We start from the raw sequence: 19,817 nt of genomic DNA on the forward strand, positions 1-19,817 counted from the left end.
CGACTAGAACCGGAAGCTCACGCCCAGCGTGTAGGAGCGGCCGTAGCGGTAGTAGCTCTGGGTCAGCAGCGGGTTGCCGTTGATGCTGGTGGTCTGCGCCTCGTCCAGCAGGTTGTTGCCGTCGAGCGTGACGCTGAACATGTCGTTGATGTCGTACGACACGTGCGCCGTCAGCCAGGTGAGCGGGTCGGCCTTCTCGTTGTAGCCGGTGCCCAGGACGTTGATCGCGGAGACGAAGCCGTCGGTGCGATCGGCGTTGACACCCAGCGACCATTTGCCCTTCTCGTACATCACGCCCAGCGAATACGTTGCCGGGGCAATACCTTCGAGCGGACGCTTCTCGCCCTCCACCCAGCTGCTCGAGAGATTGCGGGTGTACTGGCCGCGCACGCCGAAACCGTTGTCCCAGAAGTGCTGCAGGCCCAGCTCCAGACCCTTGACCTTGGCGTGATCGCCGTTGATCGGGCGCATCACATTGAACAGGTATCCCGGCACGCCGATGTCCTGACCCGGCTCCCAGCTGGTGGTGATCTGGTTCTTGATGTCCTTGTAGAACACGGCCACGTTGGCGATGGAGTGATCCGAGAAATACCACTCCAGCGACAGGTCGCCCTGCGTCGCCGTGTAGGGCTTCAGATCCACGTTGCCGCCGTAGATCTGGGTGAACTCGCCCCAGGAGACGCTTTCGGTGGTGTTGGTGGGCGCCAGCGTATCGACCGACGGACGCGCCATGGTCTTGGCCACGCCCGCGCGCAATTGCAGGTCGTCGGTGAAGTGCCAGGTGAAGTTGGCCGACGGCAACACATAGGTGTAGTCCGCGTCTTCGCTGATCGGCGTCGGCTCCGCGTAGGTCGCGGTGTAGTTGAACGCGCCGTTCTCGACGATACCGAGGATCTTGGCGTCCCACGCCTGCGCGTTGGTGTTCGTCTTGACCAGGCGCACGCCCACGTCGCCATCCCAGTGATCGCCCGACATGTCGGCCTGGACGAAGAAGGCATTGGTCTTCTCGCTGACCCGGTAGCTCTGCAGCGGGTTCCACGCCGGCGCCGCCATGGAGAAGTCGTAGGTACCGCCGCCCGGACGCGGATGACCGTCATACGCGCGCAACTGCGCCAGGTAATTGGGTACGTCGAACGCCAGGAAGCTGCGCGGGAAACTGCTGTGCACGCCGTCCATGAAATGCGGCACGTTGAACGTGTGCGAGATCACGTTGCCGCCCAGGTCGCCCACGTTGATGGCGTAGTTGTCCGCGTAGTAATCCGCGCCGCCGTTGAGGGTGTTGTTGACCAGGTCGCGCGATTTCTCGCGCTCGGTGCGGGTCACGCCAAAGCGCAGCTGGTCCACGCCGAATTTACCGATGAACAGCTTGCCGGACACGGTGGCGCCGGTGATCTTGTCGTCGATGTTGTCGCCACGCAGCTCCATGTAATGGCTGTTGAGGTCCGACTCGGTGAACTGGCCGTCGGCCAGGCCGGTGGCAAGGTCGCGACCGTCGTCGAAATGGATGCCGACATTGGGCACCGCGTTGGGCCCCAGGCTGATGTGCGCCGTGTTCGGCTTGTTCATGCGCAGGACGACGTAGGTGTCCTGACCACCGGAATGACGCTTCGAGGTGGAGCGGTAGACGTCGCCGGTCAGGGTCAGGTCGGGGGTGACCTTCCATTCGCCGTTGAGGCCGTAAAGTTCGGTGTCGACCACGCGATACTCGGTCTGGTTCAGCAGCTCCGGGTTGAGCCGCTGATCCGGGTCCGGGTTGTTCATGGTGAAGTCGGTGACGATGCCGTTCTTCACCGTCATGTCGGACCAGCGGCCCGGCGCGAACAGCGTGTAGTACGACTGCTGGTAGGACACCTGCGGCGAATCCAGGCGGGTTTTCAGGCCATCCACCACGATGCGCACGGTGTCGCTCGGGTGCCACTCGAACTTGCCGGAATAGGCACTGCGCTTCTTGTCTTCCAGGATCGACCCGACGCGGAACTGGCCCGGGGCGATGAGGCCGTACTCGTTCGGGTCCAGCTCGTCGTTGCCGTTGAGGTCGATGTTGCCGCCCCAGGCATTGCCGCCCCAGTTCGGATCGCTGGGATCGGGGTTGCGCGTCCAGCCACCGTCGTTGCCGGCGACGTCGGTGCGGTCCTTGCGCTTGGCTTCGACCACGCCCAGCAGCACGCCCATGGTGTCGTTGGCGAAGGTGGTACTGAAGGTGGCCGAGAGCTTGCGCCCGTTGAGCTCGGACATCTGGTTGCGATCGCCCTCCAGCCGCACGATGCCGTGGGTGCCCTTTTTGTCGAACGGGCTGGCCGAGCGCAGGTTGATCAGGCCGCCGATCGCGCCTTCGGTCAGCGACGCCTGGGCGCCCTTGATCACGTCGGCGCCACTGATGACGTCGGCGGGCAACACGTCGAACGCGAAATCGCGGCCGGCGCCGTCGGTGGCGAGGATGCGGTTGTTGAACGTGGTCAGCGTGTATTCCGGCCCCAGGCCGCGCACGCTCACCCGCTGACCTTCGCCGCCGGCGGTGCGCGTAATGGCCACGCCGGTGATGTGGCTGAGCGAATCGGCCACGTTGTTGTCGGGGAACTTGCCCAGTTCCAGGGCACTGATGGAATCCTGCACCGTGCTCGCGTAGCGCTTGAGATCGGCCGAGCGCGCCAGGCTGGCCTGGACGCCCGTCACCGTGATGGCACCCAGGGCGACGGCGTCATCGCCTGATGCAGCCGTCGACTCGGGCTGCGTCTGCGAATCCGGCGCCCCGTTTGTGTTTCCCGGCACGGTCTGGGATAGAGCCACCGTCGGCGCCAACAGGGCAAGCGCTACGGCATAAAACAACATGTTCTGGCGGAAGGATGCGGCATTCACGGGGTTCTCTCCTCGGAAGCGGGTGTTTGGGCCTAACGTCTAAACAACGAAATCGAGCCTAAAGCATGTTTCGTTTTGTATCAATAGCGAAATATATCGAAATGCGGCATACTTTCACCCACCCGTCGGAACACTCCATGGCCGCGACCCGCGACACTAGTCAACGACGCCTCCAGATCAGCGAACTCGTCCGCCAGCAAGGAAGCGTCCAGGTCTCCACCCTCGTCGATCGTTTCGGCGTGAGTGCGCAAACCGTGCGCAAGGACTTGCGTTATCTGGCCGAACGCGGGGTGATGTCGCGCGCTTACGGCGGCGCGATCGACAGCGGCGTCATCAACGGCACGCTGGCCGAGCCCAACTACGAAGCGAAAAGCACCACCCATCTGGACGAAAAGCGCCGCATCGGCGTCTGCGCCGCGGCCCTGGTCAATGTGGGTGACACCATCGCCATCGACTCGGGCACCACCGCCATCGAGCTGGCCAAGGCCTTGCCGGATGCGGAAATCACCGTGGTCACCAACGACTTCGGCGTGCTGACGGCGCTGGCGCCAAAGCACAACATCAACATCGTGATGCTTGGCGGCGAACTGCGCCGCCGCAACATGGCGTTCTACGGCGGGCTGACCATCGAGGCGCTGGACGCCTTGCACGTGGACAAGCTTTTCCTGGGCGTGGACGGCTTCGACCTGGAGCGTGGCATCACCACGCATTACGAGCCCGAGGCGCTGCTCAACCGCAAGATGGTGGAAGCCGCCGGCCTGGTGGTTTCGATCACCGACAGCTCGAAATTCGGCCGGGTCTGCCTGCATCGCATCGTCCCCGTCACCGCGCTGGACATGCTGATCACGGACACCAACGCGCCGGAAGATATCGTCCAGGCCAGCCATCAGCTCGGCTTCAAGCTGCAGCTGGCGTAAAGGCCGGCGGCCGCGCTCAATCGGCCGGCCGGGACACGGCAAAAACCCGCACCGCATTGGCGTAGTAGATCTTGTCGATCACCGCGCGCGGCAACGCCAGGCCCGCCACGTCGGCGTGGATCATGTCGATCCGCTGGGTTTCGCCGGTGGCCAGATAACGCCAGTCGGACGTCCACGCGCCGTGCGCTTCGCGCTTGAATTCCTCGGCCTTGGCGTCCGGGCCGAAGGTCAGGTCGGTGCCGTACAGCAGCCGGTCCTGATAGCGGATGAAGAAGTTGCGCACTTTCTCGCGGTCGCGCACCGACTGGTACTGCACCTGGCTCATGCGTGCGGCCAGGTCGACGGTCGCGTTGGGAAAGCGGTCCAGGAACGCGCCCAGCCGGTCGACGTCGTATTCCAGGCTGGCCATGTGCGCGCCCACGAAACGCAGCTTCGGGTTGGCGGCCACGAAGCGGTCGCGCGCGGCCATCAGGTCCTCGTAGCCAGGCATCTCCGGGTGCAGGTACATGTAGTAATCGGGATGATTGCTGAAGTACTCGCGATCGTTGTCGGTGGTCATCTGATCCAGCGGCAGCCAGCAATTGCGCGGCTCGCCCTGGTGGTCGATCAAGGCCATGCCAAGCGTGCGCACCTGCTCGATCACCGGCACCAGACCCGGGTCGTCCAGCATGATCAGCTTGCCGGCGGCGTTCCGCTCCACCAGCCCCACGTTCTTCCAGATCTTCACCGCGAGCGCACCGCTGGCCACGTCCTGCGCCAGCTTCGCGTCGACCTTGTCGGCCCAGCCCGGCGTGCCGAAGCCCTTCATCGAAAACGTGGTGGCCCAATGGAAATGCGCCGGATCCTTCGCCGCCAGCGCCAGCGCGATCGTGTGTTGCTGCGCGATGCTGGGGAAATCCGGGTAGTCGACGTTGATCGACAACACCTGGAAACCGTCCTCGCGCAGCAGGTCCAGCAGCGCCACGTCGGCATTGTTGGCGTGGAAATGGGCGTCGTACTTGCGCACCTGCGCAAAGTCAGCCATCGAGTAGCTGTTCGAAACACCGGCGCCCGCCGACTGCGCCGGGGCAGCCGCAATCGAAAACGGAACGGTTGCCGCCAGCACGCCGGCGATCAGCTGGCGGAAAACTCGGTTCATCACATCCCCTTCGCTACATAACGAAACATATTTGCACCATACCGAAACGAAACGCTTGCATCAACACCGATCGCTGACGCAGAATCGGTACAACATTTTTGCAGGAGTTCGCCATGGAACCGATGGGACGCCGCACGGTATTGAAGCTGGTCGCTGGCAGCGTAGCCGGCGGTATGGCCATGGCTCTCCTGCCGAAAGCCATGGCCGCCGCGATCCGCAGCGGCGGCGCGGTGGCAGGCGCGGATGCCGTGGCCCAGGACACCGTCCTGACCATCGCCTTCGACCGCAAACTCCACAGCAGCCTGCTCGTCAAAGGCGGCGCCATCACGCCGTACCAGCCCAGCGAAAGCCTGCTGCTGGCCAATGGCGCGCTGGACGATTTCGCCCTCACCGATCATCGCGAGGAAGCGATCCGCGACCCGCGCCACGGTGCCGGCCGTCAGGTGATCGTCACCGGTCGCTCCAACCGCCATGTGGAAAAGCAGGTGGCGGTGACGTTCTTCGACAGCCTGCCCGGCTTTGCCGTGCTGCAGACGCGCTACCGCAACAGCGGCACCGCGCCGCTCAAGGTCGCTGGCTGGCGCAACGCCGCGCACGAACTGGCCGACGCGCCGGGCGGCTTCTGGAGCTTCTCCGGCACCACCCACACCGACCGTCGTGACTGGGTGCAGCCGGTGGGCGCCGATTTCGATCAGCGCAACAAGCTGTCCATGGATTCGTCCGACTACGGCGGCGGCACGCCGGTGGCCAATATCTGGCGCCGCGACGTCGGCATCGCCGTGGGCCACGTGGAGCCGGTGGTGCGACCGCTGGATCTGCCGGTGAAGAAAACAGCCAGGGGCGCGCACATCGCGGTCGAGCTGCTGCAGGAATTCACGCTGGCGCCGGGCGAAACCCTGATCACCGAACGCACCCTGCTCGCCGTGCACACCGGCGATCACTACGCACCGTTGCAGCAGTACAAAACCTACATGCAGGCCGAAGGCCTGGTGGCGCCGCAGGCACCTGCCTCCGCGTTCGCGCCGATCTGGTGCGCATGGGGCTACGGGCGCGACTTCACCATCAAGCAGATCTTGGACACCCTCCCCAAGGCCCGCGACCTGGGCTTCGAATGGGTGGTGATGGACGATGGCTGGCAGACCAACGAGGGCGACTGGCGCATCGACAAGCGCAAGTTCCCGCGCGGCGACGCCGACATGCGCGCGTTCACTGCCGAGGTGCGTCGCCAGGGCATGCGACCGCGCCTGTGGGTGGCTCCGCTGGCCGCCGACCCGGGCAGCGATGTGTTGCACGACCACACCGACATGCTGTTGCTGGACGAAGGCGGCGCGTTCCAGACCGTGACCTGGTGGAACGCGCTGACCCAGTGCCCCGCCTATCAGCCCACCATCGACTTCTATGTGGCGCTGGTGAAAAAGATCATTGGCGACTGGGGTTTCGAGGGCATCAAGTTCGACGGCCAGCACCTCAACGCCGTGGCCCCCTGCTACAACCCCGCGCACAAGCATGCGCACCCCAGCGATTCGGTCGAGGGGCTGGCCACCTTCTGGAAGGCCATTTACGACGCCATCCACGAAGCCAATCCGCAGGCCGTGGTGGAGTTGTGCCCGTGTGGCACCGCGTTCGACTTCCACAATCTTCCGGCCACCGACCAATATCCCGCTTCGGACCCGACCTCGTCATGGCAGGTGCGCAGCAAGGGCAAGTCGATGAAGGCGCTGATGGGCTCGCGCAGCAGCTATGCGGGCGACCACGTGGAGTTGTCCGATCGCGGCGACGACTTTGCCTCCAGCGTGGGCATCGGTGCGGTGGTCTCGACCAAGTTCACCTGGCCGAAGGACACCGAGCATCCCTCCGAACCGCTACCGCCCGGTGGGTTGGTGCTCAATCCGCAGCGGGAAGCGCTGTGGCGCAAATGGGTGACGCTGTACAAGCAGCACATGCTGCCCAAGGGCGAATACCGTGGCGAGCTTTACGACATCGGCTTCGACCGGCCGGAGGCGCATGCCATCGCCAAGGACGGTGCCATGTACTACACGTTCTACGCCGACAGTTTCAATGGAGCCGTACAGTTGCGCGGCCTGGCGCCGGGTCGCTACCGCGTGCGCGACCTGTTTAACGAGGTCGATCTGGGCGAGGTGGATGCGGACGCCGCCAAGCTGCGCGTGACGTTCAAGCATTTCGTGCTGTTGCAGGCCACTCCCGTCGGGGCGCGCGCATGAGTGTTCCGGCCGTGGCGCTCACCGCCACCTCGCCGCGTCGACCGTGGCTGGGTTTCGCATTGGCGACGGTCGCACTATGGGGCGTGTGGGGCGCGTTGTCGCCGCTGTCCGCCGAGCATGGCTTCCCCGACACGCTGGTGTATGGCGTGTGGGCGCTGACGATGATCCCGCCGGCGCTGTACATCCTGTGGCGCAGCGGCTGGAAGCTCGAGCGTTCGCCGCGCGCGATCGCCTATGGCATGACCATCGGCCTGCTCGGTGCCGGCGGCCAGATGCTGCTGTTCCATACGTTGACGATCGGGCCGGCGTACTTCGTCTTCCCGATCATCTCGCTGTCGCCGGTGGTCACCATCGCGCTGTCCTTCCTGTTCCTGCGCGAACGCACGGGCTGGATGGGCACGGCGGGCATCGTGCTGGCGCTGGTGGCGTTGCCGATGCTGGACCTTTCGTTCGGCCGCGGCGCGGACGCTGGTCTGGGCTGGTTCCTGCAATCGCTGCTGATCATGCTGGCGTGGGGCCTGCAGGCGTATTTCATGCGCCTGGCCAACGACACCGTGCGGGCCGAAAGCATCTTTTTCTACATGACCGTGGGCGCGTTGCTGCTGGTGCCGGTGGCGCTGGCGATGACCGACTGGAGCCAGCCGGTGAACATGGGTCTTGACGGCCCGTGGATGACCGCCGGTATCCAGGTGCTCAACGCCATCGGCGCATTGACCCTCGTCTACGCCTTCCGCCACGGCAAGGCGATCGTGGTGGCGCCGCTGACCAACGCCGGCGCACCGCTGGTGACGGCGGTGCTGTCGCTGATCTTCGCCAGCGTCGTGCCGGGCCCGCTGAAGATGGTGGGCCTGGTGCTGGCGCTGATCGCCTCGCTGCTGCTGGTGCTCGAACCCGAACGCGATCCACCCGCTCCCCTTCCCTGACCGGAGCCCGTCCCCATGCAAGTCCTTCTCGACCTCATCGCCCGACACAAGCAGGGGCACGCCACCGGCGTGACCTCGATCTGCTCGGCCCATCCCATCGTCATCGAAGCCAGCCTGCGCCAGGCGCAGCGCACCGACCAGCCCTTCGTGCTGTTCGAGGCGACCTGCAACCAGGTCAACCAGGATGGCGGCTACACCGGCATGACGCCGGCCGGCTTCGTCGACTTCGTCCACGGCATTGCCGACCGCGTCGGCTTCGAGCGCGCGCGCCTTGCGCTGGGCGGCGATCATCTGGGCCCCAACCCATGGACGTCGCTGACCGCGGACGCGGCGATGGACAAGGCCGAAGTGATGGTGGGCGCCTACGTGGCCGCCGGCTTCCGCAAGATCCATCTTGACTGCTCGATGGCCTGCGCCGGCGACCCCGAGCCACTGCCGGAAGCGGAGATCGTGCGCCGCGCGGTGCGCCTGTGCCGCGCCGCCGAAACCGCCTACGCCAGCGCCGGGGGCGAAGCCCCGGTGTACGTGATCGGCACCGAAGTGCCGGTCCCCGGCGGTGCCACGGAAGCCATCGAAGGGCTGGCCGTCACCACGCCGCAGGCCGCGCTGGCCACGATCGAAGCGCACCGGCAGGCGTTTGTCGACGCCGGCCTGGACGCCGCCTGGCATCGCGTGATCGCCTCGGTGGTGCAGCCGGGCGTGGAGTTCGATCATCACAACGTGGTCGATTACCAGCCACAGAAAGCCCGCGAACTGAGCCACGCCATCACCGCCGTGCCGGGCATGGTGTTCGAGGCGCATTCCACCGACTACCAGACCCGCGACGGCCTGGCCGCGCTGGTGCGCGATCACTTCGCCATCCTCAAGGTCGGCCCTGGCCTGACCTTCGCCCTGCGCGAGGCGCTGTGGGCGCTGGATGCGATCGAGCGCGAATGGATCGACGAGTCGTATCGCGCCGACCTGCGCGACGTGGTGCTGCGGCGCATGCGCGCCGAACCGGGCTACTGGCAGCGCTACTACCACGGCGAAGGCCACGGGCTGAGCATCGACCTGCAATACAGCCTCAGCGATCGCATCCGTTATTACTGGCCCGATCCGGTGATCGAACAGGCCCGCCAGCGCCTGTTCGACAACCTGCGCGAGAACCCGCCGCCGCTGCCGCTGATCAGCCAGTTCCTTCCCCACGCACTGCATGCGCTGCGCAACGGAACCGCCTCGCGCGATCCGCTGTCGCTGGCCATGGCCCACATCAGTGCCGCCCTCGACGACTACCACCATGCATGCCATCACCATGACCACTGAATATCTGGGCCTCACCGAATCCACGTTGACCGCCTCCGGCGCGATCGCCACCGCGCGGGAAATCACGCAGCAACCGCAGATGCTGGAGCGGACTCACGCGCTGGTTGCCGACCTGCACGAGAAGATCCAGGTCTTCGCCGGCGGACTGACCGGCAATCCCGCCGCGCGGGTGATCCTCACCGGCGCGGGCAGCTCCGCCTATATCGGCCAATGCGTGGCGCCGCTGCTGGACCGCCAACTGGCCGCCCGCGTGGACGCGGTGCCGACCACCGACATCGTCTGCGCGCCGCATCTGTACCTGGACCCGGAGCAGCCGCTGCTGCTGGTGTCGTTCGGCCGCTCCGGCAACAGCCCGGAGAGTCTGGCCGCGGTGAAACTGGCCGAATCCATGGTGCGCGAAGTGCGCCACCTGGTCGTGCTGTGCAACGCTGAAGGCGAACTGGGCAAGCTGGCCGTCGCCCACGCGATGACGGTGTTGCTGCCGCCGGAAACCCACGACACCAGCTTCGCGATGACCTCCAGCTTCAGCTGCATGATGTACGCCGTGGTGGCCGCGTTGCTGCCGACCGGAACCATGGACAGCCGCATCAAAGCCATCGCCAACGCCACCGATCGCAGCATCCACGAAGCGCTGCCGGTACTGGATGCGCTGGCGCTGGAGCAGCACGAACGCGTGGTCTACCTGGGCAGCGGCGTGTTGCAGGGGCTGGCCCGGGAGGCGGCACTGAAACTGGGCGAACTGACCAATGGCGCCGTCGCCACCTGCTTCGATTCGCCGCTGGGCTTTCGCCACGGGCCCAAGACGTTCGTCAACGCGCGCACGCTGGTGGTGGTGTTCGTCTCCAACGATCCGCTCACCCGCCGCTACGACCTGGACCTGGTCGACGAACTGCGCCGCGACGGCTGCGCCGGCCGCATCATCGAGGTCACCGCACAACCGCGCACGGAAGCCGGCACCGGAAGCATCGCCGTACCCGACATGACCACCGCCGCCGACCTCGACCTGCTGTGGCCGTACATCGCCATCGCGCAGACCTATGCCTTCTTCACCTCGCGCGCGATGGGTGTGACACCCGACAACCCCAATCCTGCCGGCATCGTCAACCGCGTGGTGCAAGGCGTGCGCCTGCACGCGCTGAGCGCATGAACGGACCGGTCTACCTCGGCGTCGATGGCGGCGGCACCAAGACCCGGTTCGCCCTGATCGACGCCGACGGCCAGTTGCTGGCCGAGGCGCAGCGGGGCACCACCTACCACCCGCACGTTGGCCTGGACGGTGTGCGCGCCATCCTCGCCGACGGCGTGGCCGACGTGCTGGCCACCGCGAAACGCACGCCCGCCGATATCGCCCACGCCTTCTTCGGCCTGCCCGCCTACGGCGAAGACAGCCACGCCACCGCGTTGCTGCAAACCTTTCCCGAAGCGATCCTGGGCCACCGCCGCTACACCTGTGACAACGACATGGTCTGCGGCTGGGCCGGTTCACTGGCCTGCGCCGACGGCATCAACATCGTCGCCGGCACCGGCTCCATCGGTTACGGCCAGCGCCACGGCACCGCCGCCCGCGCCGGCGGCTGGGGCGAAGCGTTCTCCGACGAAGGCTCCGCCTACTGGATCGCCATCCGCGGCCTCAACGCCTACTCCCGCATGAGCGACGGCCGCCTGCCCAAAGGCCCGCTGCACGGCATCCTCAACGCGCATTTCCAGCTCGACAACGACCTCGACATCTGCGCCCACATCTACGGCGAGAAAGCCTCCCCGCGCAGCGACCTGGCCCAACTGTCGCGCCAGGTGGCCGACGCCGCGCGCGCGGGCGATGTGGCGGCGCTCGCCATCTTCCACGACGCCGGCCGCGAGCTGGCGCAGATCTGCGACGCGCTGCGGCTGGCGCTGCATTTCGAAGCGGGCGAACCGGTACCCGTGTCGTATTCCGGCGGTGCCTTCAACGCCGGCGACCTGCTGCTGACACCGTTTCGCGATGCACTTGGCGCGGCAAACTCCGCCTTCGAGATCCGGCTTCCCGTGCACGCACCGGATTACGGCGCGGCGCTCTATGCGATCAGGTTGGGGCAGGGCGGCGCACGCTAACGCCAGGGGGGGGCCGACGTCGAAATCGGCGTTCTCCGCAGTCCGCGTGGAAATCCGGCTTACCGCGTCAGCGTGACGGCTGCCGCCAGTAAACGGCCGCGTCTTCGCAGCCTCACCCGCGCCCTGGCGGGTGAGGTTTCATGGCCTTTCATCGACTTGTATAGACATGTCATCCTAAGCCGATGAACGAGCCCGCGCCCGCGTACCTGAAGCTGAAACGCTACCTGCTTCAGCACATCGTCAACGGCGACTACCCGCCGCAAAGCCGCCTTCCCAGCGAGAAGGATCTCGTCATGAAGTTCGGCGTGTCGCGCATGACCGTGAACCGGGCCATGCGCGAACTCACCAGCGCGGGCGTGATCACGCGCGTGCAAGGCGTGGGATCGTTCGTGGCCGACCCCAAGGTCGAGTCGGCCCTGCTCGACGTGCGCAGCATCCGCAGCGAGATCGCGGCACGCGGCGAGACCCATACGGTCGACGTGCTGGTCAGCGAATCGGTCGCCGCCAGCCCGACCATCGCCCGCCAGTTCGGCATTGCTTCGGGCGAGCCGCTGTTCCACTCGCGCCTGCTGCACCGGGCCGACGGAAAGCCGCTGCAGCTGGAAGACCGTTTCGTCAGCCCGGCGTGTGCGCCCGGTTACCTGGGCATCGATTTCCAGCTGGAAATCCCGCATCACTACCTCATGCGCACGGCGCCGTTGCAGCGCACCGAGCACGTGATCGAGGCGGAGGCGGCAAACCGACGCCTGGCGAAATGGCTGGACGTCAGCGTGGGCGCGCCGCTGCTCGTGCTGGGCCGGCGCACCTGGTCGCGCGACCGCGTCGCCAGCGTCGCGCGGCTCACCCACCCCGCAGCAAAATACCGTTTCGTCGGCAGCTTCCACGTCGGCGATTCACTGCATGCGTGACGCAGCGTTCGATGGCCGCCAGCCCGCGAACATGCGTTGCACCCGATCTTGATCACCGGACAAACCCGCCATGCAAATCCTGATTCCCGGACACATGCCCCTGGCCCAGTTGCGCGACATCGCCGCAACATTCGAGCCGATTCGACTGGATGACGCCTGCACGGCGGGCATCCACGCGGCGGCGCAAACCGTGCAAGGCATCGTGGCTGCCGGCCAGCCGGCCTATGGCATCAACACCGGTTTCGGCAAGCTGGCCAAGGTGCATGTCCCGGCCGATCAGCTGGAACAATTGCAGACCAACCTGGTGCGCTCCCACGCGGCGGGCGTGGGCCCGCTGCTGGACGACACCACCGTGCGCATGATCCTGGCGTTGAAGATCGCCTCGCTGGCGCGCGGCTACTCCGGCGTGCGGATGCAGGTCATCGACACCCTGCTGGCGATGTACAACGCCGAGCTGTGGCCGTGCATCCCGTGCCAGGGCTCGGTGGGCGCCAGCGGCGATCTCGCGCCGCTGGCGCATCTGGCGCTCGCCGCAATGGGCGAAGGCAAGCTGCGTTGCCGCGGCGAGATCATGGATGCCGCCGATGGCCTGCGCCGCGCGGGAATCTCCCCGCTGCGACTGGCCGCCAAGGAAGGCCTGGCCCTGCTCAATGGCACCCAGGTGTCCACCGGCATCGCGCTGATGGCCCTGTTCGGCGCCGAGCAGGTTTTTGCCGCCGCCGTGCTGGCCGGCGCCCTGAGTGTCGACGCCGCCTGCGGGTCGGACGCGCCGTTCGACGCGCGCATCCACGCGGTACGTGGACAGCCGGGGCAGATCGAAGTGGCCGCGCTCTACCGGCAACTGCTGCAAGGCAGCGCCATCCGCGAATCGCACCGCGTCGGCGACCCGCGCGTGCAAGACCCCTACAGCCTGCGCTGCCAGCCGCAGGTGATGGGCGCCTGTCGCGACCTGCTGCGGCAAACCGCGTGCACGCTGGAGATCGAGGCCAACGCCGTCTCCGACAACCCGCTGGTGTTTCCGGAAAGCGGCGACGTAATCTCCGGCGGCAACTTCCACGCCGAGCCGGTGGCCTTCGCCGCCGACCAGCTCGCCATCGCCGTGGCGGAAATCGGCTCCCTGTCCGAACGCCGCATCGCCATGCTGGTCGACGCCAGCATCTCCGGCCTGCCGGCCTTCCTGGTGCAGGATTCAGGCATCAACTCCGGCTTCATGATCGCCCACGTCACCGCCGCCTCGCTGGCCAGCGAAAACAAGACCCTGGCACACCCCGCCAGCGTCGATTCGCTACCCACCTCCGCCAACCAGGAAGACCACGTCAGCATGGCAACCTTCGCCGCGCGCAAGGCCGTCGACATCGTCGACAACGTGCGCAAGATCGTAGCCATCGAACTGATGGCCGCCGCCCAAGGCATCGACTTCCGCCGCCCCCTGCGCTCATCCGACGTACTCGAAGCAGCGCACGCGCGCATCCGCGAAGCCGTACCGCACTACAGCGACGACCGCTACCTGGCACCCGACATCGAAGCGTTGAACGCGCTGATCGACAGCTCGGCGCTCCACGAATTTCTCGTCTTGCCGCTGCCGTCGACGGCGTCGTGATGGAAATCGTCGACCAACGGCGACGCTCGGCATCTGCACCATGTGGAGCATCGCAGCTCTTGCGTTCGACGAACGAATCACATCCATCCATGCAGACGGGAAATTCAAACATGAAAAAACCCGCATCGGCGGGCTTGATCGCTCGTCATTCACTGATCTGACGGACGAGAAGACTTGGTGGTATGGGTGAACTCTAAAAATATCAGTACATTGGCGATTTGGCTAGACTTTTTCTGAAGATAAAACAGTACATGCCCCCAAAGTTGCCCCCAACCCTTCTCGCCAATGAAACAAAGTCACATGTGCTCCATAGCTAGACGAGTTGAACTCCAGGCTGGCTGATCACACCACACCAAACCGGAGATATCCGTCCAGATCAAATCTACACGGGGCATCCGGATCTGCCACCCAGCGACGGATCATGACGAGGAACAGCTGCACCTCCCCTTGCGCAAACGCAACATTTCTGCTCTAAATAAGTACGTGGGGAGATTGCTGAAACGTCTCGCGCCCATGACCTGTCGCAACAGGTGGCCGCTGCCAACCAAAGGGCCTTGCAGCTGCTTCTACATCGCCATACGGACGGCGAAAGGCAACCATCGAAAACCCTGTGGCGCGCGCTATTTGACGCCCAGGTCGGCGTAAGGCGTTGCGTCGAGGCCCCGGCCACACCCTTGCTAAGCACCTTCATCCCGCTTACCTAAGTGGGTGGAGATCAGCTGGTGTCAACGCCGGGTCGTTTAGCTTTTTCGATGGAGCACAACATGCCCATTATTCAATACACGCCCCCCACTGCAAAACCCTGCTATTCCGTGAAAACGGCTTTTGAAGCCGCCGGCATTGGCATTCCTGACCCCGATGCTGAGATCAGCTTCAAGGATGGTTGCGCCAGCATGGGCTTCTATCGCCAGAACTTCCAGACGGCACTGAAGCGTCAGCAAGACATGGACGCTCTCGGCAAGATCGTTGATCGCGCTCGCCTCCCCGAACCGCATTGGAAGGGCGGCAGCCAGTGGTTTTATCGCCGCGAAGTCGCAGCCTACACGGCAGCTGCCGCACAAAGCGAGTAACCACTATGGCGATGCACTCCCAAAACACCTTCAGCGATGAAGGTGACGGCAGCGTTCGTCCTAATGCTGTACGCCGAAGCGCCCATGGCAATGCTGAGGATTTTCCGACGTCGGGAAATGTCGGACTCCCTCCGAGCCTGAAATTCGCCGGCATTTCCAAGTCCAAGGCCTATCAGTACGGCCTCGTCCCGGTCTACGACGAAAACGGCAACCGCATCAACGAAGGCAAGGTGGCGCCACATCCGTGGCTTCCCATGCCCGACTCGATCATTCGCGCGCCCGGTCAGAAGAAGATCTTCCTCGCTGAAGAGATTCGTGCCTGGCGCGATGCCGTAACCGATCGCTCTCGTCAAAGCGGCCAAACCAACCTCAACATGAAGTTCGCGCTCAACGAGCATGAACTCCTGCGCATGGATCACTGAAGATGAATACCGACAAAGAATCCACCGTCATCACCGATGAGATGGTCTTGGCAGCCATGGCTGTCATCGAGTCAACTGAACCGACACCCGAGGAACAGCAGGCTGCGCAGCTCGCCAAGTTGATACCGGTGATCCACGAGGCCATCAAGCGTGGCGACACCAAGGACAAAATCTGCAGGAAGTTGAAAGCATCAGGGATCGACCTGCATTACCGCAAGCTGAAGAAGCTCTTCGATGCTGCTGCTACGTGGCCCACTGAATCCAACGAGAGCCTGCAAGGCGGCGCCGAATGAACGCCATGGATCGGCATCCCAAGCTTCATAGCCAAACACCCGCCATCGAGGTCATCCGCCTGTTCAGCCCCCATGCTCGTGCATTGCACGGGCGTGGGGGCGCCATGAACAAGCTCGTGATGACCAACAATCGTACCCACCTGTTCTCGGAGGTGGGTCATGACCGGTTTCAATAGTCATTTTTGGCGCAAAAAGCTTGAACACTTTGCGCCAACCGAAGCGGAATATCCCTTCGAAGCTCAGCCTCACCTGCTCCGTGAAGGGGTGGAATGCGCTTGTGTTCGGCACCAGCTCTCTCCCGCCTTGTATGCGAGCGTTGCCCAAGCAGCCGCGTCGCTTGCAGTGCAAGGCTTGGCGGTGCTGAAGTTGCCCGACGGCAGTACGGTTCCTTTGTCGACCTACTTCCTTGTCATCGCCATGTCAGGCATGGGCAAGACCAGGGCCTTCCACACTTTCTTTGCGCCGTTTCTGGCTAGCGACAGGCTTACCGAAGCAGACTACGCAAAGGCGGTAAAGGAATATCCTGACAAACTGAGCGACTACAAGAAGCAGCGGGTCGATCTCAATAAACTAATTGGAAAGGCGCGCGCGAAAGGCGAGTCGTATGACCACCTTCAAGCGGAGCTCGATAAGCTCAAGAAGCCTGACGAGCCTCGACTCCAGAAATGGCTGATGTCGGATACGACCGGCGCAGCTTTCCTCCAGCGCATGCGGGGCTTCTTTCAGTCTGCTGGTCTGGCGACGGACGAGGGGGCCAAGCTGTTTAAGTACCTTCATCAGTTCCTCCCCGACCTGTGCCAAGCATGGAGCCACGGCCTGATCGACAGCCATCGTGTTGGGACCGGCGTGATTTCGGTCATTGAAGCTCGGATCATGACCTTGCTCCTTTCCCAACCCGCGGTGTTCTACGACTTCTGTGCCAACCACGGCAGTCTTGCCTTGGGTATGGGTGCATGGGCCAGGTTTCTGATCTGCGCACCCAGTAGGCCGAATGGCAAGCTCACATCGGCCGACGAACTGGACGCCACCACGGCCGCACTCGACGCGTTACTGGCCCGTATCGCCGAACTGGTCGCTGAACACGAACGGCGCGTCAAGGCCGGCATCACGGAGCAGGATGTCGTCGAACTCGATGCCGATGCAAACGACTGCTGGACCCAGTTCATCAAAGAAATGAAGGATCGAACTGTCAAACGCAACGCTGACGGAAAAGCCGGGGACCTCTCGGACGTCAGTGAGTTCGCCGCCAAGGCTCCGATACATGCGGCACGTCTGGCTGCAGTATTTACATACCTCTGCGGCGACAGGAAAGTCACGCAGGATACGATGCAGCGCGCCATCACCATCGTCCGCTATCACATCGATACCTACTGCGACCAGTTCTCCCTGTCCAAGGCGATCCCGCGTGTAGTGGATGACGGCATGAGGCTCGAAACGTTCTTCCGTCGCCTGTACCTAGACACTCGCGGCAACACAATGATTTCACTGGACAGCCTTCACCACAGCAACACGACGAGCGACTTGAAGCTCGACAAATACCTGCTGCCCGCGCTTCTTCACCTTCAACAACAGGGCAAGATTCAGATCGCTCCCTCGAACGGTGGCAAACAGTACGTGAACTTCCGTCAGTTGATCAACCTGTCCAACTGACGCACAAGTGGACTGGCCACCCCTGAAGAGTCGTGACCAGTCCTGCACCAAGAGCTTCTACTTGCGCACTTCCAAAGGCGATCCAATTTTCTTTTGGGAGTGCGATTTTTTGCCCCCGCCCCTTTTTCCATGCGACATATGCGATCGTCGCATCGTCGCATAGGTTTCAGGCCGTGTCCTGGTACAGGCAGCCACATACAAGGGTGTTCAGAACTTCTTTAACCGGGATGTGGATGGCCGCTGCGGAAGTCGCCCCTCGACCTGGATCGTAAAGTGGCAAGCGCGGCCTTCCAGTCGCGAATCGGCATCGTCCATTTCTTGCTGACGATGCGCAGGCCAAGTAGACGATCGGATAGACCGAATCGAGCGGGTGGGTTTACCAGACCTTGACCTCCCCGACGACGACGTCGGTGACGTAAGAAACCAGACTGGGCGACACCTCGGTCCCATACATCTCTTCCAGGTGCGCTTGGATCTCGCTCACCGTCATGCCGCGCGCATACAGTGACAGGATCCTATCGTCGAAACCCGCCCAACTGGTCTTGGACTTGGGAATCAGCTGCAGCTCGAAGTTACCGTGACGATCATGCGGAATCTCGAGCGGCAGTTCGCCGAACTCGCCCTTGAGCATCTTGCGGCTGCAATCGTTGTGGGTGTGCCAGCCGCGTTAGCGACGGGCTCGTGCATCGTGACCGAGGTGCTCAGTCAATTGCTTGAGCAGGCCGTTATCGCCAACCAAGTCTTCCGGCTTTTTTGTAGTTCGCCAACAGGCTTGAGCGGCTCGTCGGGTGCCTCGTGCTTGCGTGGACTCATGGTGTCTCCGGTTGGGTGGCAGTGTCCCGCCTTTGGCCCGGCTACACAAAACTTAGGGCACCTCTGCATATAGACGAACATCGTCGAGACAACTAAAAAATCACTAAGTCACCAATCCTATGGCGAACACTATTTGCCAGCGGCCCCGCGGCCAGCCATTCGCAATGGGCTTTCCATAGCATGGTCAGTGACCAAGGGGAATCCCGGTTCCTATATCCAATAGCAAAAGCTAGCTCTTGCTCTGGATGGATAGATGCCAACCAAAAGCAAGTCATGGGAGGTGATGGTGATGGACACCGAAGTCGATTACTACCAGGCAGAAGATGACATGGACGTCCAAATGCAGGAGGTGGAAAGACACATCGCCGAGGAAGAACGAAACTACCAGTTCGCCTCGAAACGATGTCTTCACGACGGTGAGGGCCGTATGTCGATATCGGACGAAAGCGAATGCCTGACATGGGTGGCCACGCTTGAACATCTCGCCAAACGCATCAGCAACAGCAAACAGCACCTGATCAAACCCGATCGGTGTCCGAGATCCACATGGAAGCACGTTAGTTGCACGTACAGCCTCACGCCGCTCGGCAAAGCAGTCTGGCAACTCTGCCGCGCTGGCATTCCCCTGATCGAGGTTGCCAGTCCAAGCGTTCGATACCGGGGGCACTGCTCCTGGCCGACAGCACCCCACGCGAAGCACGAGGATTTGGCCAGAACCGAAAGCATGGTCACGAGGTTCAACCCTCACATCACCGTCATGTTGCGAGCTTGCCAGAAGGCGAAGTCCGCCATCAGGCATGCGGATGGCATGGCCATCGACCTCAGCAACGAGAAGGTGCGCCGGAGGATCGAGTGGATCGCTCGCTTCGTGCGTCGATGCTGTCGATCTTCCCAATTCAAGCGGATGGAGTCGAACCGCACAAGGCTGGAACAGAAGAATCTGCAGTCCTGCTGTCGCTATATAGCCGACGGATTCCAAGGGCACTCACGACTGCTTGTCTTGCGTGTTGATCTCTACATTCGACCAACGCACCACACGATGGCGGATGTTCGACTGGCCGAAAGGTGTCTTGAACGTTTCCTGCGTGATCTTGACGACGGACGCATCATTCCCGACATGCTGCGAAGGATCTGCAAGCGGGAGTGTGGCTTCGATCGCGGCATGCACTATCACCTGCTCGTTGCCCTTGATGGACACAAGCATCAGAGCGCACGTCATCTGTCGAAACTGCTTGGCGAAAAGTGGCTCAAGAAGTGTGGTCCTTTGCGCGCCAGCTATTTCAATTGCTACGTTCGGCGCCACCAGTACAAGTACAACGCCCTCGGCTCAGTCCACATCAGCAATTGGAGGATGCTCATGGGCATCCGAGAGGCGATCAAGTACATGGTGAAGGGCGACGGCTACGTGATGACCGGGCACAAGAGGAACCTCATGCGCGGCAATATGAAGAAGCAATCTGGGTCCAAGTCAAAACGCGGCGCGCCACGCAAATTGGGTCATGGCATGAGTCTCGTCGATGAAATTCTTGGCAACCCTCGCTACGAACCATAATGCCTCCAGTGCCCTTCACCGCTTCCAAGCCAAAAAAAGAGGTTTTGCAAGCTGGAAAGGAGG

General features: G+C 63.3%; 16 protein-coding genes and 1 pseudogene. 14 read left to right on the top strand and 3 right to left on the bottom strand.

Annotated features, from left to right (window positions below; genetic code table 11):
• Window positions 1-3 precede the first annotated feature (3 nt).
• Window positions 4-2,856: a TonB-dependent receptor gene (locus tag ASD22_RS10950; protein WP_056082972.1), complete on the bottom strand. Its 2,853-nt coding sequence runs from the start codon at window positions 2,854-2,856 to the stop codon at window positions 4-6.
• A 137-nt stretch (window positions 2,857-2,993) separates the two neighbouring features.
• Here ASD22_RS10950 and ASD22_RS10955 point away from each other — a divergent pair, with 137 nt between their 5' ends.
• Window positions 2,994-3,773 carry a DeoR/GlpR family DNA-binding transcription regulator gene (locus ASD22_RS10955; protein ID WP_056082975.1) on the top strand — a complete coding sequence of 260 codons (780 nt, stop codon included), beginning with the start codon at window positions 2,994-2,996 and terminating at the stop codon, window positions 3,771-3,773.
• Window positions 3,774-3,789: 16 nt separating this feature from the next.
• Here the strand turns inward: ASD22_RS10955 and ASD22_RS10960 are convergent, their stop codons facing one another.
• Entirely contained in the window at window positions 3,790-4,911 is a 1,122-nt protein-coding gene (locus ASD22_RS10960; RefSeq protein ID WP_056082978.1) for an amidohydrolase family protein, read from the bottom strand.
• Window positions 4,912-5,024: 113 nt separating this feature from the next.
• On the opposite strand from ASD22_RS10960, the gene ASD22_RS10965 reads away from it, so the two are divergent.
• The 12 genes from ASD22_RS10965 (at window position 5,025) to ASD22_RS11020 (ending at window position 17,389) form a co-directional block, all read left to right on the top strand.
• Entirely contained in the window at window positions 5,025-7,133 is a 2,109-nt protein-coding gene (locus ASD22_RS10965; protein ID WP_056084209.1) for a glycoside hydrolase family 36 protein, read from the top strand.
• Window positions 7,130-8,056, top strand: coding sequence for a DMT family transporter (locus tag ASD22_RS10970; RefSeq protein ID WP_056082981.1), 927 nt, complete (start codon window positions 7,130-7,132; stop codon window positions 8,054-8,056). The genes ASD22_RS10965 and ASD22_RS10970 overlap by 4 nt, the downstream gene beginning before the upstream one ends.
• Window positions 8,057-8,071: 15 nt before the next feature.
• On the top strand, window positions 8,072-9,358 hold the full coding sequence (locus ASD22_RS10975) for a D-tagatose-bisphosphate aldolase, class II, non-catalytic subunit (RefSeq protein ID WP_056082984.1): 1,287 nt from the start codon (window positions 8,072-8,074) through the stop codon (window positions 9,356-9,358).
• Window positions 9,348-10,505: an SIS domain-containing protein gene (locus ASD22_RS10980; protein ID WP_056082986.1), complete on the top strand. Its 1,158-nt coding sequence runs from the start codon at window positions 9,348-9,350 to the stop codon at window positions 10,503-10,505. The genes ASD22_RS10975 and ASD22_RS10980 overlap by 11 nt, the downstream gene beginning before the upstream one ends.
• Window positions 10,502-11,446: a BadF/BadG/BcrA/BcrD ATPase family protein gene (locus tag ASD22_RS10985; protein ID WP_056082989.1), complete on the top strand. Its 945-nt coding sequence runs from the start codon at window positions 10,502-10,504 to the stop codon at window positions 11,444-11,446. Before ASD22_RS10980 ends, ASD22_RS10985 begins: the two co-directional genes overlap by 4 nt.
• A 182-nt stretch (window positions 11,447-11,628) precedes the next feature.
• Window positions 11,629-12,354 carry a histidine utilization repressor gene (gene hutC, locus ASD22_RS10990; RefSeq protein WP_056082991.1) on the top strand — a complete coding sequence of 242 codons (726 nt, stop codon included), beginning with the start codon at window positions 11,629-11,631 and terminating at the stop codon, window positions 12,352-12,354.
• Between the two features lie 70 nt (window positions 12,355-12,424).
• Entirely contained in the window at window positions 12,425-13,954 is a 1,530-nt protein-coding gene (gene hutH, locus ASD22_RS10995) for a histidine ammonia-lyase (protein ID WP_056082994.1), read from the top strand.
• A 764-nt stretch (window positions 13,955-14,718) separates the two neighbouring features.
• A complete protein-coding gene (locus tag ASD22_RS11000) occupies window positions 14,719-15,024 on the top strand; it encodes a hypothetical protein (protein WP_156458991.1) in 306 nt (101 codons plus the stop codon).
• A 5-nt stretch (window positions 15,025-15,029) separates the two neighbouring features.
• The gene (locus ASD22_RS11005; RefSeq protein ID WP_156458992.1) at window positions 15,030-15,446 is read left to right on the top strand and encodes a hypothetical protein; all 417 of its coding nucleotides are present in this window, start codon (window positions 15,030-15,032) and stop codon (window positions 15,444-15,446) included.
• Between the two features lie 2 nt (window positions 15,447-15,448).
• Entirely contained in the window at window positions 15,449-15,739 is a 291-nt protein-coding gene (locus tag ASD22_RS11010) for a hypothetical protein (RefSeq protein WP_056083001.1), read from the top strand.
• Window positions 15,736-15,915, top strand: a complete 180-nt coding sequence (locus tag ASD22_RS16720) for a hypothetical protein (protein WP_056083005.1) — start codon at window positions 15,736-15,738, stop codon at window positions 15,913-15,915. The genes ASD22_RS11010 and ASD22_RS16720 overlap by 4 nt, the downstream gene beginning before the upstream one ends.
• On the top strand, window positions 15,899-17,389 hold the full coding sequence (locus tag ASD22_RS11020; RefSeq protein WP_082520224.1) for a DUF3987 domain-containing protein: 1,491 nt from the start codon (window positions 15,899-15,901) through the stop codon (window positions 17,387-17,389). Before ASD22_RS16720 ends, ASD22_RS11020 begins: the two co-directional genes overlap by 17 nt.
• Window positions 17,390-17,768: 379 nt before the next feature.
• On the opposite strand, the pseudogene ASD22_RS16430 reads toward ASD22_RS11020, so the two are convergent.
• Window positions 17,769-18,202, bottom strand: a pseudogene (locus ASD22_RS16430) (transposase); the annotation flags it as partial.
• A 253-nt stretch (window positions 18,203-18,455) separates the two neighbouring features.
• On the opposite strand from ASD22_RS16430, the gene ASD22_RS11030 reads away from it, so the two are divergent.
• Entirely contained in the window at window positions 18,456-19,754 is a 1,299-nt protein-coding gene (locus tag ASD22_RS11030) for an inovirus-type Gp2 protein (RefSeq protein WP_082520225.1), read from the top strand.
• Window positions 19,755-19,817 lie beyond the last annotated feature (63 nt).

It is taken from the genome of Rhodanobacter sp. Root480 (assembly GCF_001426645.1).
GTDB lineage: Bacteria > Pseudomonadota > Gammaproteobacteria > Xanthomonadales > Rhodanobacteraceae > Rhodanobacter > Rhodanobacter ginsenosidimutans.